General features: G+C 70.4%; 13 protein-coding genes. 8 read left to right on the top strand and 5 right to left on the bottom strand.

The genetic code is table 11. The annotated features are described in order from the left end of the window. Positions 1–38 precede the first annotated feature (38 nt). Positions 39–776 carry a class I SAM-dependent methyltransferase gene (locus tag ACWCOV_RS05715; RefSeq protein WP_449828049.1) on the top strand — a complete coding sequence of 246 codons (738 nt, stop codon included), beginning with the start codon at positions 39–41 and terminating at the stop codon, positions 774–776. Here ACWCOV_RS05715 and ACWCOV_RS05720 read toward each other — a convergent pair. From ACWCOV_RS05720 to ACWCOV_RS05735, 4 genes are read right to left on the bottom strand one after another with little or no spacing between them, the layout of a single operon-like run. Beyond that, the gene (locus ACWCOV_RS05720; protein ID WP_449828050.1) at positions 732–2,156 is read right to left on the bottom strand and encodes an MFS transporter; all 1,425 of its coding nucleotides are present in this window, start codon (positions 2,154–2,156) and stop codon (positions 732–734) included. The two genes, ACWCOV_RS05715 and ACWCOV_RS05720, sit on opposite strands and share 45 nt — an antisense overlap. Positions 2,157–2,194: 38 nt before the next feature. Then, the gene (gene tsaA, locus ACWCOV_RS05725; RefSeq protein WP_449828051.1) at positions 2,195–2,599 is read right to left on the bottom strand and encodes a tRNA (N6-threonylcarbamoyladenosine(37)-N6)-methyltransferase TrmO; all 405 of its coding nucleotides are present in this window, start codon (positions 2,597–2,599) and stop codon (positions 2,195–2,197) included. Beyond that, complete coding sequence (locus ACWCOV_RS05730) at positions 2,599–3,354, bottom strand: metallophosphoesterase (RefSeq protein WP_449828052.1); 756 nt, start codon at positions 3,352–3,354, stop codon at positions 2,599–2,601. The genes tsaA and ACWCOV_RS05730 overlap by 1 nt, the downstream gene beginning before the upstream one ends. A gap of 9 nt (positions 3,355–3,363) precedes the next feature. After that, positions 3,364–4,866 (bottom strand): PstS family phosphate ABC transporter substrate-binding protein, encoded by a 1,503-nt coding sequence (locus ACWCOV_RS05735; RefSeq protein WP_449828053.1) that lies wholly within the window; start codon positions 4,864–4,866, stop codon positions 3,364–3,366. A 111-nt stretch (positions 4,867–4,977) separates the two neighbouring features. Between ACWCOV_RS05735 and ACWCOV_RS05740 the strand changes: the two genes are divergently transcribed. The 4 genes from ACWCOV_RS05740 to ACWCOV_RS05755 are packed head-to-tail and all read left to right on the top strand — an operon-like array spanning position 4,978 to position 8,921. Then, a complete protein-coding gene (locus ACWCOV_RS05740; protein ID WP_449828054.1) occupies positions 4,978–6,336 on the top strand; it encodes a dihydrolipoyl dehydrogenase family protein in 1,359 nt (452 codons plus the stop codon). Between the two features lie 43 nt (positions 6,337–6,379). Beyond that, positions 6,380–7,399 (top strand): energy-coupling factor ABC transporter permease, encoded by a 1,020-nt coding sequence (locus ACWCOV_RS05745; protein ID WP_449828055.1) that lies wholly within the window; start codon positions 6,380–6,382, stop codon positions 7,397–7,399. Positions 7,400–7,422: 23 nt separating this feature from the next. Further along, positions 7,423–8,154, top strand: a complete 732-nt coding sequence (cbiQ, locus tag ACWCOV_RS05750; protein ID WP_449828056.1) for a cobalt ECF transporter T component CbiQ — start codon at positions 7,423–7,425, stop codon at positions 8,152–8,154. Beyond that, positions 8,151–8,921, top strand: a complete 771-nt coding sequence (locus ACWCOV_RS05755; protein WP_449828057.1) for an energy-coupling factor ABC transporter ATP-binding protein — start codon at positions 8,151–8,153, stop codon at positions 8,919–8,921. The genes cbiQ and ACWCOV_RS05755 overlap by 4 nt, the downstream gene beginning before the upstream one ends. Here ACWCOV_RS05755 and ACWCOV_RS05760 read toward each other — a convergent pair whose 3' ends face one another. Continuing rightward, positions 8,922–9,605 carry a GntR family transcriptional regulator gene (locus ACWCOV_RS05760; RefSeq protein ID WP_449828058.1) on the bottom strand — a complete coding sequence of 228 codons (684 nt, stop codon included), beginning with the start codon at positions 9,603–9,605 and terminating at the stop codon, positions 8,922–8,924. 137 nt (positions 9,606–9,742) lie between these two features. Here ACWCOV_RS05760 and ACWCOV_RS05765 point away from each other — a divergent pair, with 137 nt between their 5' ends. Genes ACWCOV_RS05765 through ACWCOV_RS05775 form a run of 3 tightly spaced genes read left to right on the top strand, consistent with a single transcriptional unit; the run spans position 9,743 to position 13,467 of the window. Further along, positions 9,743–10,756 carry an Ldh family oxidoreductase gene (locus tag ACWCOV_RS05765; protein WP_449828059.1) on the top strand — a complete coding sequence of 338 codons (1,014 nt, stop codon included), beginning with the start codon at positions 9,743–9,745 and terminating at the stop codon, positions 10,754–10,756. Positions 10,757–10,787: 31 nt separating this feature from the next. Continuing rightward, positions 10,788–12,017, top strand: coding sequence for an iron-containing alcohol dehydrogenase (locus tag ACWCOV_RS05770; protein ID WP_449828060.1), 1,230 nt, complete (start codon positions 10,788–10,790; stop codon positions 12,015–12,017). Between the two features lie 22 nt (positions 12,018–12,039). Next, on the top strand, positions 12,040–13,467 hold the full coding sequence (locus ACWCOV_RS05775) for an NAD-dependent succinate-semialdehyde dehydrogenase (protein WP_449828061.1): 1,428 nt from the start codon (positions 12,040–12,042) through the stop codon (positions 13,465–13,467).

A 13,467-nucleotide genomic window follows, 5' to 3' on the forward strand; every position in this document is an offset into this window, starting at 1 on the left:
ACGGGAACCGCCGGGTGGTGGTCGTTCGTGGGACCTGCATGAAACCCAGGTACGACGAGGTGGCCGCCGACTACGACGAGTGGGTCGGAGCGGGGGCCGCCCTCGACGATCCGACCTTCGCCGAGTTGGTCGGCGACGTGGCCGGTCAGACCGTGTGTGTCGTCGCTTGCGGCCAAGGACGGGAGGCCCGCTACCTGGCCGCCCAGGGGGCAGCCGTCACTGGAGTCGACTTGTCCGAGAAGCTGCTCGAGAAGGCCCGCCAGCACGAGGAGGCCGCGCCGCTCGGCGTCTCGTACCGGCAGGGCGACGCGCAAACGCTGGAAGGGCTCGCGACCGGCTCCTTCGACGGCGTCGTCTGCTACATGGCGCTGATGGACATCCCGGACCTGGATCGCGCTCTGCAGTCGATGGCGCGCGTCCTCCGCCCAGGCGGCTGGTTCGTCGTGTCGATCACCCACCCGTGCTTCAAGACGCCGGCGGCAGGCGAGCTCGTCGACCACGTCGATCAGAGTGTGCGCCGAACGATCGGCAAGTACTACGTGGAGGGCTACTGGGACGGCCCCGGCGCGCACCGCAACGCCCTCCCGGTCGGCGCCTACCACCGGACCCTCAGCACCTACGTCAACACGCTCACCTCGGCCGGCTTCGCGATCGACCAGTTCCGCGAGCCACCCCAGGACACCCCGATCTGGCGCGAGGTCGCCCAACTCCTGTACATCCGCGGCCGACTGTCAGCGCCGGAGGAATCTCGCGGCGCCGAGGGCGGTGAGGAGTAGGAGTGCAGCGCTGACAGTCGCCGAGAGGTGGAATCCGGTGGTGAAGGCTTCGCGGGCGGCGGGCGTGGCCAGGGCTTCGCGGGTGAGTTCGGCTTCGTGGCCCAGTTGGTTGCGGTAGACGGCCGTGATCAGGCTGCCGAGCAGGGCGATGCCGAGGGCGCCGCCGAGTTGGGGTGCGGTGGACGAGATCGCGGCGGCGCCGCCGGCCCGCTCCTCGGGGGAGGCGCCGATCATCAGGTTCGTGGCCAGCGCCATGGTCGGGGCGAGACCGGCCGAGATGATGATCGAGCCGGTGACGAGCACGCCGAGCGGTCCGACCTGGGTGAGGACGACGAAGCCGGCCACGGCGAGCACGAGACCCGCGGCGATCACCCGGCCGGGGCCGAAGCGGTTGGCCAGGCGTGGCGCGAGCAGCGAGCCGGCGATGGTCCCAGCTGCGGAAGGCGCCGTCCACAGGCCCGCCTCGAGCGGGTCGAGTCCGTGCGCGAGCTGGAGGAGCTGCGCGATCGCGTAGTTGACGCCCCAGAGCACGAAGATCGCCAGCGCCAGCGCGATCGCCGACGCGCTGAACGCGCGACTCGCGAAGAGGCCGAGGTCGAGCATCGGGTCGTCCAGCCGGCGCTGCCGCCGGATGAACACCCCGCCGAGCACGAGCCCGGCCGCAATCACCGCGACCGACCGCCAGGCGAACCCGTCCGCCGCGATGTGCTTCAGCCCGTACACCACCGGCAGCACGGCCGCCATCGACAGCGCCGCGCTCAAAAGATCGAGCCGCTTGCCACCCGGCGCCTTGTACTCGGGCAGCAACCGCGGCCCGACCACCAGCAACGCCGCCATCACCGGTACGCCGACCAGGAACACCGAGCCCCACCAGAAGTTGTCCAGCAACCACCCGCCGACCAGCGGACCGATCGCCGTACCGCCGGACACGCTGGCGACCACGATCCCGATCGCGACCCCGCGCTGCCGGGCGTCCTTGAACATCGATGCGACCAGCGAGACGACCGACGGCATCAGCGTCGACCCGGCGATCCCCATCATTGCGCGCGTGCCGATCAGCATCGCCGGATTGAGCGAGTACGCCGCCAGCACCGAAGCAACGCCGTACACGGCTGCACCGCCGAGCAGCAGCCGGCGGCGCCCGATCCGGTCGCCCAGCGCGCCCATCGTGACCAGCGAGCCGGCCAGCAGGAACGCGTAGATGTCCACGATCCACAACAGTTCGGAGCTACTCGGCCGCAGGTCAGCCGCGATCGACGGCAGCGCCAGATGGGTCACGGTCAGCTCGAGCGAGGCCAGCAACGCGGGCAGTGCCAGCACCGCCAATCCGACCCATTCGCGCCGGCCGGCCCGGGAAATCTCATCCCTGGTTGATGTCACGCCCGACAGTCTCGAACCTCAACCAAGCTTGAGGTCAACTATCGGTCGGAGACCTCGCGCAGCACCGGTTTCACGTCGATGACCGGTGTGCCGTCGAGGGCTTCGAGCCGGTCGACCTGGAGGCGCGGACCGTCGGTCGCGACGATGGTGACCTGGTGCAGGCCGAGCGGGTTCGGGCGGTCGGGGGAGCGGGTGCTGAAGACGCCGGTCTCCGGGCGGGTCCGGTCGCTGCGCGGATGCACCGCGAGCACGTCCCGATCGGCCCGGTCGAACCAGGTGATGACGATGATCTCGTCGCCGACGGCCAGGTCGCGCAGCGCGTCCCGGACCGATTCGTCGAACACGATCCAGGCACTGGGAGCGCCCTCGTCGGGTTGGCGCGGGGCTTCGTCGCGAGTCTTGAGCACCGACTCGACTCGGCCCACTGGTCTGAGGACGAACATCACGTCGGGAACCTGTACACCGTCTGCAGCGGCTCGCCCGGGACATACATGTGCAGAGCCAGGCCGGGGTGGGCTCGGGTGTCGACGACGCGGCCGTCGGGAGACTGCGGCTCGAAGGGGAGTGGCACGGTCGAGCGGATGCCCGGAGCACCGAGGACTGGGTGGCCGGCGAAGGTGGTGACGATCGCGTTGTGCACGTGCCCGGTGAGCAGTGCGGTGATCGCCTTGCCGGCCAGCACGGCCTCGAAGGCCTCCCGGGACTGCAGCATCCACTGGTCCATCACCGGGTGGTGCAGCTCCAGCGGCGGATGATGAAACGCCACGAACACCGGTCCGTCGGAGGGCTTGCGCAGTACGCCGTCCAACCAAGCCAGCGACTCCTCCGACAACAGGCCGTGGTCGGCGTCCGGCACCGTGCTGTCGACCAGCACGAACCGGGCCATGCCGACCTCGCGCACCTGGTGGACCGGGTGCCCGTCGCCCACCGCATCGACGTACGCCTGCAGCCCGGTCCGCAGCGGTGCGCTCGCGTCGTGGTTGCCGGGCAGCACCAGCGTCGGGATGTCCGGTGGCAGTTCCGCCGCGAGTTCGGCGTACTCGGACTCCTGGCCGTGGTCGGCGAGATCTCCGGTGACCAGCACGACGTCCACCGGCCGGCTGAACTCGCCCAGGTACGACGTGATCCGGCGCAGCCGCGAGCGCGCCTCCTCGGAGCCGTCGAGATGCGGATCACTCAAGTGTGCGATCACGTACATGCTGAAACACTAGCCGCAGAAGCCACCCGGAAGGTCGTTGCACGGGACGAGCCCGCCGCGCGCCAGCACCGGCCGCACCTGCGGTGACCGCAGGTACTCGAGGAACGCCGCGGTGAGCGAGTCGGCCGGCGGCGTCTTGTAGGTGTAGGCGTGCTCGACTTCCCAGAACTTGTACGACCCGTCCGCCACCTTCGCCGCGTCCGGTACGACGCCATCGATCGAGGCGACCGTGATCTCCGGGTACTTCCGGGTGCCGCCGAGCTCGGCGTACCCGATCGCGCCGTCGATCTCGTTCACCCGGGTCAGCAGCTCCTCCGTCGTGCCGACCTCGCAGCGGTGGAACTTGGCCGCCGGATCGTCGCGGCGGCAGTCGTCGGAGGAGATGCCGAGCTCCTGGCCGCCGTTCAGCACCTTGTCCCGGAACACCCGCCGTGAACCGGAGTCCGGCCCGACGCGGCTGACCATCCGGATCGGCAGGTCGCGGCCGCCGAGCTGCTTCCAGTTCGTCACCCGTCCGCTGTAGACGTCCCGCAGTTGCGCGGTGGTCAGCCCGGTCACGTCCGCCGACCGGTTCACCGCGACCGCGAACACCACGACCGCGACCGGCTCGCCCCACAGGTCCGGCGCGTCCTCCGCCGTACCGTCGGACATCGCGATCAGCTTCCCGGCCGCGCCCGCGTCCTGCGCTCCGGTCTCCTCGAGGCTGCGGATACCGCTACGGCTGCCGTTGGCCGCGATGGTGATGTCGGCGTCGGTGCAGTCGGCCGCGTACGCCGTACGGACCTCGCGCATGGTGGACTCGACAGCGGTCGACCCGATGATCCGCACCTGACCGGAAGCGCAGTTGTCCGGTGGCTGCAGGACGTCGACCACGAACAGCGCGACCAGCGCGCCGACGAGCAGCAGCGACATCGCGCCGAACATCAAGGTACGGCGACCCGGTCCACGCGGCCGTGGTTCGTGGTACACGCCGCCACCGGTCGAGCCGCCGGCCAGGTACCCCGAGTGGGTCACACCCTTCCCGGTGCCGGACAGCACCAGCAGGAACTTGAAGTGGTCGCCGCGGTTGATCGCGATCCGCGGGACGACCAGCTTGCTGGTGTCGACGTAGTTCGCCGGGACCATCCGGCGCTGCAGCATCTCGCCGAGCGACTTCGGCTTGGACTCGGTGACCTTCAGCCCGACGATCTTGCGGTCCGGGAACGCGAACGACACCTTCTCGTGCATGTCGTGCGGGTCGATGTCCATCCCGCCGGCGTTGTCCAGCCGCAGCAGCACGATGCTCGGGTTCTGCACCACCGCACCCTGGTGACGGACCTCGACGTCGACCATCCGGTGGGCCTTGTCGGCGCTCGGGTAGACGCCGATCGGCGCGTCCACCTGCACCCGGTAGACGAGCCGCTTGCGCCGCAGCACGTACCGGTCGACCAGCCAGGCGACCGCCGTGCCGATCAGCGCGACGGCGGCGATGATCGTTTCGAGGTTGATGTCGCCGAGACCCGAGAAATCCAACGTTCCCTCCCGCCGAAACGCTATCCAGCCGCAGTGAACGGATGCTTACCGTGCGATGACGCGCCGGGGCGGGCCTTGGCCGGGACCGGACTGTCTGCGAGATTGGGCGGCATGGCTGAACAGGTGGATGTGGTCGTGATCGGGCTCGGTGTCGGCGGCGAGGAGGCGTCCGGCCGGCTGGCGGAAGCGGGGCTGAACGTGGTCGGTCTCGACCCGCGGCTGGTCGGCGGTGAGTGCCCGTACTGGGGCTGCATCCCGAGCAAGATGATGATCCGGGCCGCGAACCTGCTCGCCGAGACCCGCCGGGTCGACGGCATGGCCGGTACGGCGACCGTGCAGCCGGACTGGGCTCCGGTGGCCAAGCGGATCCGCGAGGAGGCCACCGACACCTGGAACGACCAGGTCGCGGTCGACCGGCTGGTGAAGAAGGGCGTCACGTTCCTGCGTGAGCGCGGCGCCATCACCGGACCGCGCACGGTGAAGGCGGGCGACCGGGAGTTCCAGGCGTCCCGCGGCATCATCATCGCCACCGGCACCGTCCCGGTGGTGCCGCCGATCGACGGCCTGGCCGGCACGCCGTTCTGGACGAACCACGAGGCCATCGAGGCGGACACGCTGCCGGCCTCGATCGTGGTGCTCGGCGGCGGCGCGATCGGGCTCGAGCTGACCCAGGTGTTCGCCCGGTTCGGCGTCGACGTGAAGGTCGTCGAGGCGGCCGACCGGATCCTCGCGATGGAGGAGCCCGAGTCCAGCGACCTGGCCCGGGAAGCGCTCGAACGGGACGGTGTCAGCTTCCACACCGGCACGCCCGCCAAGCAGGTCTCCCACGACGGCAACGGCTTCACCGTCACCCTGGACGACGGCACCGCGGTCACGGGGGAGAAGTTGCTCGTGGCAACGGGCCGCCGGGTGGACGTGAAGGGGCTCGGCCTCGACCAGGTCGGGATCGATCCCGGCGTACGGCGGGTGGAGGTGGACGAGCACGTCCGGGCCGGCGACGGCGTCTGGGCGGTCGGCGACGTGACCGGCGTCGGGGCGTTCACCCACAACGCGATGTACCAGGCCGACATCGCCGTACACGACATCCTCGGCAGCGAGGGCGCGCCGGTCGCGAGCTACCACGCGATGCCGCGGGTCACCTTCACCGACCCGGAGATCGGCGCGGTCGGGATGACCGAGAAGCAGGCGCGCGACGCCGGCCTCGACGTGAAGATCGGCTCGGCCCAGCTTCCGTCGTCGTCGCGCGGGTTCATCCACAAGGCGGGCAACGACGGCTTCATCAAGCTGGTCGTCGACAACGGGCGCGGAGTGCTGGTCGGGGCGACCAGCGCCGGACCGACCGGCGGCGAGGTGCTCGGCGCGCTCGCGGTCGCCGTCCATGCGGCCGTTCCCGTTCACACTCTGCGACAGATGATCTACGCATACCCGACATTCCACCGCGCGATCGGGGACGCGCTGAAGACTTTGTGAGACGTTGTTGCGATTCGGTCGCAACTGGATCAACAATATCGGCGTGCACGTACCTGATGGCTTCTTCGACGCACCGACCTCCGTCGCGACCGGTCTGATCGCCGCCGGCGCGGTCGGATTCAGCCTGCAACGGGCGAACCGGGAGATCCGCGAGGCCGGTCCGGCGCTGGCCGGACTGACCGCGGCGTTCGTGTTCGCGGTGCAGATGGTGAACTTCCCGGTCGGCGCCGGGACCAGCGGGCACCTGCTCGGTGGCGCCCTGGCCGCCGCGCTGGTCGGGCCGTGGAGCGCCGTACTGGTGATGTCGACGGTGCTGCTGGTGCAAGGGCTGCTGTTCGCCGACGGCGGTCTGACCGCGCTCGGCACCAACATCACGCTGATGGGGATCATCACCGTGCTGGTCGGCTACGTCCTGACCCGCGCGGTGCTGCGGGTGCTGCCGCGGAAGGTCGGCAGCGTCGTGCCGGCGGCGACCGTCGGCGCGCTCGTGTCGGTCCCGGTGGCTGCCCTCGCCTTCACCGGGCTGTACGCGATCGGCGGAGCCGTGGACATCCCACTCGGGAAGCTCGCGACCGCGATGGTCGGCTGGCACATCCTGGTCGGGATCGGTGAAGCGGTCATCACCGCCGCGGTCCTGAGCGCGGTCGTCGCGACCCGCCCCGACCTGGTGTACGCCGCTCGCCACCTGCAGCGGGACCTCGTCCTGGTCGAGGCCGACGGCAACACGTCGACCGTGTCGCCGGACAAGCCGGTCGCGGCCAAGCCGGCCGGGCGGACGCTCGGGGTCGGCGTCGCGGTGACGCTGCTCGTGGCTGGTGGCCTCAGCTTGTTCGCCAGCGCGCACCCGGACGGTCTGGAGTTCGTCGGCGCCAAGCTCGGCTTCGACAGCGCGGCCAAGGACTCCGCGGTCGCGAGCAGTCCGCTGGCCGACTACGGCGTCAGCGGGATCGGCAACGCGGAGGTCTCCGGCGCGCTCGCGGGCATCATCGGCGTCCTGGTCACCATCCTCGTCGGCCTGGCGATCGCCAAGCTCGCGTCCCTGCGGTCGAGTAGAGCTTCGTGAACGGTGACGGTCTTCTCGTAGCGGTGGACAGCCGGGTGCACCGCATCCCGGCCCAGGTGAAGATCGTCGCGCTGTTCGTCTTCGTCCTCGCCGTCGTCTCCACGCCGGCGCACGCCTTCTGGGCCTTCGGTCTGTACGCCGGGATGCTCGTGGCCGCTGTCGTCGTCGCGCGACTGCCCGGGCTCGTGGTTTCCCGCCGGCTGGCCGTGGAGACGCCATTCATCGTGTTCGCGCTGGTCCTGCCGTTCGTGGCGACCGGGCCGCGGATCGACGTACTCGGGCTGGAGTTGTCGCAGTCCGGCGTACTCGGGGCCTGGAACGTGCTGGCGAAGGGCACACTCGGGGTGGTCGCGGCGATCCTGTTGTCGGCGACGACCGCGCCACGCGACCTGCTGGCCGGGCTCGAACGACTGCGGCTGCCGTCGACGCTGGTGGCGATCCTGTCGTTCATGATCCGGTACCTGAGCGTCGTGTCCGACGACGTGCAACGGATGCGGATCGCCCGGGAGTCACGCGGGTACACCGGCGGCCGGGCCGGGCACCTGAAGGCGGTCGCCGGGGGAGTGGGCGCACTGTTCGTCCGCAGCTTCGAGCGCGGCGAGCGAGTGCACCTGGCGATGCGCTCGCGCGGCTACACCGGCCGGATGCCGATGCTGAGCGATCAAGGCGCGACGTCGGCGCAGTGGCTCGAGGGGCTGACGATCTCCCTGGCCGCCGTACTCATTGCTGTGGCGGTTAGGGTGAGTGGCTTGTGAGCGGTCCAGCGATTCAGGTCGAGCGTCTCGTCTTCGCCTACCCCGACGGCAGGCAGGCGCTGTACGGCGTCGACTTCACCGTCGAGCGGGGAGAGCGGGTCGCGCTGCTCGGTCCCAACGGCGCCGGGAAGACCACGCTGGTGCTGCATCTCAACGGGATCCTCGGCTCGGTGGCCGGCGGGACCGGCAGCGGCCGGATCCAGATCGGCGGCACCAGCCTGCACCGCGAGCACCTTCCCGAGGTACGGCGGAAGGTCGGGCTGGTGTTCCAGGATCCCGACGACCAGTTGTTCATGCCGACTGTCCGGGACGACGTCGCGTTCGGGCCGGCGAACCTGGGCCTGCGCGGGTCCGAGCTGGACGGCCGGGTGCATGAGGCGCTCGTCCAGGTCGGCATGCAGGACCATGCGGACCTCGCGCCGCACCACCTGTCCTTCGGTCAGCGCCGCCGGGTCGCGGTGGCGACGGTACTCGCGATGCGCCCCGAGGTGCTCGTGCTGGACGAGCCGTCGAGCAACCTGGACCCGGCCGCTCGGCGGGAGCTGTCCGACATCCTGTCCGGTCTCGACGTGACCCTGTTGATGATCACGCACGACCTGCCGTACGCGTTGCAGCTGTGCGAGCGCAGCCTGCTGATGGACGGCGGCCGGATCGTGGCTGACGGCAAGACCCGCGACCTGCTCGGCAACTCCGAGCTGATGCGTGCGCACCGGCTCGAGCTTCCCTACGGCTTCGACCCCCTGTCCGTTCCCGGTCCGGAGCGCTGATCAGGCCGCTTCGAAGGCGGAGCGCAACCGGCCGCGGGACGCGGTCAGGTGGGCGTGCATGGCGGCATCGGCCGCCTCGGTGTCGCGGCGGCGGATCGCCGTCACGAGCAGGTCGTGCTCGTCGAGCGCCTTCTCGGTCACCTGGGAGTCGCGCAGCAACCGGAACAGCTGCAGGTGGCAGTGCAGCTTGGCGAAGATCTCCGCGAAGTAGCTGTTCCCGGTGGCGCCGATGATGGCCTCGTGGAACTCGGCGTCCTTGCGGGCGAAGGCGCCGTACGACATCGCCCCGGCCTGGTAGCGGGCCCGCATCTCGGCGGCGATATCGGCGATCCGCTCGATCTCGACCCGCTGGTGCCGGCCGGCGGCCAGGCCCGAGCAGTACGGCTCGATCAGGAACCGGGCCTCGAAGAGGTCCTCGAACCGCTCCGGCGTCAGCTTGGGGCTGGCGGAATATCCGATCAGATGTGTCTTGGTGACCAGGTCCTCCGCCTCGAGCCGGTTCAGCGACTCGCGGACCGGGGTCTGGGAGACGCCGAGCTGGCGGCTGATGACGTCCACCCGGATCCGCTCACCGGGCTGGATCGCGCCGTCCAGCAGGAGAGTCTGCAGCTGCTCGTAGACGACATCGCTCATCCGGGCCCGGCCGGGACGGTCGGACACACGCTCGACGGCACGCTCGCTCATGGGTTTCCTCGGATCGCGGATCGAATCTGTGAATTCGTATACACCAACCATTGCAAATCATATCCGATCTGATCTAGCCTCCCAGCAACCGCCCCGATGTATACGAATTCATCGTCTCCACCCCTGGGATGGCCGACGTGCACACAGACCTCGCAACCGCACAGTCACTGGCCGAACGACTCCTGATCACCGCGGGCGTGCCCGGCCCGGCGGCCGTCCGGCAGGCCGAGCTGCTCCTCGTCGCCGAGGCGAAGGGCGTGCCGTCGCACGGCCTGCTCCGGCTGCCGCGGATCCTGCGCCGGCTCGCCAACGGCACCGCGAGCCCGACGAACACGGGCAAGCACGACTGGCTCAGCCCGTGCTACCTGTCCGTCGACGGTGAGCAGGGCCTCGGCCCGGTCGTCGCGCTCCGCGCCCTCGAAGCGATCGTCCCGGCCGCCGAGCGGCACGGCGTCGCCGTTTGCTCGATCACGAACAACAACCATCTCGGCATGCTCGGCTACTACGCCGGCCGGATGGCCGAACGCGGCCTGGTCTGCCTCGGTGTGACGACCAGCGAGGCGCTGGTGCACCCGTGGGGCGGCACCGAGGCGATGCTCGGCACGAATCCACTGGCACTCGGCGTCCCGGCGCAGCCGCACCCGCTGGTGCTGGACATGGCGACGTCGCAGATCTCGATGGGCAAGGTCCACGATCACGCGCTGCGCGGCGTGCCGCTCGAACCGGGCTGGGCACTGGACGCGACCGGCCACCCGACCGTTGATCCGGTCGCGGCGAAGTCGGGATCCATCGCGCCGTTCGGCGGTCCGAAGGGCTACGGCCTCGGGCTCGGGCTGGGCGCGATGGTCACGTTCCTGACCGGCGCCGCCTACGGAACGGCGGTCGGCGGAACGCTGGACGACGACCGGCTGAGCAACAAGGGCGACGTGTTCATCCTGCTCAGCGGCGGCGGGCACTCCGTGTCCGGCTACCTCGACCAGGTCCGCGGCAGCCGGCCGGCCGATCCGGCCCACCCGGTCGCGGTACCGGGCGACCGGGCCCGGGCCCGCCGGGAGGAGTCGGTTGCCAACGGCATCGACATCGCCGACGACCTGTGGCGTGAGCTGGCCGCGCTCGACGCCGTACGCCGGGAAGCAGCGCTGGCCGAATGATCCGCCCCTCGACCGGACAAGGACCCACCAGATGACGATCACCGCCGCCGGTTTCGGCGTCCAGCGAGCACCGCGCACGGTTGTCTTCGGCGCCGGGCAGCGCGCACTCCTCGGCCGGCACGCCGCCGAGTACGGGAGTACGGCGCTCGTCTGCACCGACGGCCGGCTCGCCGGCTCGGCCGAGTTCGCCGAGATGGTCACCGATCTCGAGGACCACGGGATCACCGTGAAGGTGTGGCGGGACACCGCGCCCGAGTTGCCGATGTCCGACATCGACGCCTGCTTCGACGCGATGGAGTACGCCGGGATCGACGTCGTGATCGGGATCGGCGGCGGCAGTTGCCTCGACCTGGCCAAGGCGGTGGCGTTGCTGCTCAGCCACGGCGGTCCGATCGACCGGTACTACGGGGAGAACGCCGTACCCGGGCCGGTACTGCCGATCGTCGCCGTACCGACGACCGGCGGAACGGGGTCCGAAGTGACGCCGGTGTGCGTGCTCAGCGACAGCCGGCGGGAGTTGAAGGCCGGGATCTCGTCGCCGCACCTGATTCCGTCGGTCGCGATCTGCGATCCGGAGTTGACCTACAGCTGCCCGCCCGGACTGACTGCGAGCGCCGGCGCCGACGCGCTGTCCCACCTGGTCGAGTCGTTCACCGCGATCCAGCGGCCGCCCGCGGCGGTCAGCGAGGGCCGGGTCTTCATCGGCAAGAACGTGATCAGCGACTCCTACGCGCGCTGGGGACTCGGGCTGCTGGCCCGTGCGCTTCCGGAGGCGTTCGAGCATCCGGACGACGAGCATGCACGCGCCGACGTGATGCTGGCCGCGAACGCGGGAGGCTACGCCCTCGGGGTGGCCGGGACCGCCGCGGCGCATGCCCTTCAGTACCCGCTGGGCGCTCTGACCCACACCGCGCACGGTCTCGGCGTCGGCGTACTGCTGCCGTACGTGATGCGCTACAACGCACCCGCGCGCGTGCCGGAGTTCGGCGAGATCGCGACCATCTTCGGCGTACCGGCAACCGGAGACGCCGAAGCCCAGGCACTCGCCGGCATCGAGGCAGTCGACCGGCTTCTGGACCGGATCGGCATCCCGTCCACGCTCAAGGAGCTCGGACTGGCCGAGGACCAACTGTCCTACGTCGCCGAGATGGGCCTGAAGTCGGCCCGGCTGGTCGCCAACAATCCCCGTCCGCTGGACGCCGGCGCGCTGTACGAGATCACCCGTGCCGCGTACGCCGGCGACCGAAGCAACCCGTTCTGACCAGGTGTTGGGAGCACACCAGATGATCACTCCGCACGATCTGTTCATCGGCGGTCAGTGGCGGCCGGCCGCCGACGGCCGGCGGTTCGCCGTCAACGACCCGGCCGACGGGTCCGAGCTGGCCCGGTTCGCCGCGGCCACCGAGGCCGACTGCCTGGCCGCCGTCGAGGCCGCTGCCGACGCGCTCGCCGCTTGGTCCGCGACCCCGCCGCGGCAGCGTTCCGAGATCCTCCGCACCTGTTTCGAAATGCTGACCGCCGAGCGCGACCCGCTCGCCGGCCTGATCGTCGCCGAGAACGGCAAGGCGTACGCCGACGCGCTCGGAGAGGCCGCCTACGCCGCCGAGTTCTTCCGCTGGTTCGCCGAGGAGGCGGTCCGGATCGGCGGCGACTTCCGGCTCTCGCCGTCGGGTGACAAGACGATCGTGGTCCGGCGCGATCCGGTCGGGGTGTCGGTGCTGATCACGCCCTGGAACTTTCCGGCCGCGATGGCGACCCGCAAGATCGCACCGGCCCTGGCGGCGGGCTGCTCGGTGGTGCTGAAGCCGGCGACCCAGACCCCACTCACCGCTGCCTACGTCGTCGACGTCCTGCACCGGGCCGGTGTCCCGGCCGGCGTGGTCAACCTGGTGACGCCGACGCCCGCCGGGCCGGCGGTGAGCGCGATGCTGCACCATCCCGCCGTACGGAAGTTGTCGTTCACCGGGTCGACCGAGGTGGGCCGCCTGCTGCTGCGGGAAGCCGCCGACCAGGTGCTCAGCTCGTCCATGGAGCTCGGCGGCAACGCGCCGTTCGTGGTCCTGCCCGGTGCGGACCTGGACGCTGCGGTCGAGGGCGCGATGGTCGCGAAGATGCGCAACGGCGGGTCGGCCTGTACGGCGGCCAACCGGTTCTACGTGCACGAGTCACTCGTCGACGAGTTCAGCACCCGGATCACCGCGGCGATGAAGGCCGTCACGATGGGCCCGGGGACGGACCGCTCCAACGAGCTCGGCGCCCTGGTGTCGCCGGAGGAACGCGACAAGGTGGCCGGTCTCGTCGATCGGGCAGTCGCCGACGGCGCGACCCTGACGCTGGGCGGCGGGACTCCGCCGGCCGGCGCCTTCTACCCGCCGACGGTGCTGACCGACGTCCGGCACGGCAGCGAGATCAACCGGACGGAGATCTTCGGCCCGGTCGTGGCGATCGTCTCCTACACCGATGTCGAGGACGCGGTGACGAAGGCCAACGACACCATCTACGGCCTGATCGCCTACGTGTACGGAGACCCGGCGCAGGCACTCGGGGTCGCGCAGCGGATCGACGCCGGCATGGTCGCGGTCAACCGGGGCGTGCTGAGCGATCCGGCCGCGCCGTTCGGGGGCACGAAGCAGTCGGGACTGGGCCGGGAGGGCAGCTCCGAGGGCATCCTCGAGTTCCTCGAGGAGAAGTACGTCGGGATCGAGGTGTGA

The organism is Kribbella sp. NPDC002412 (assembly GCF_053592935.1).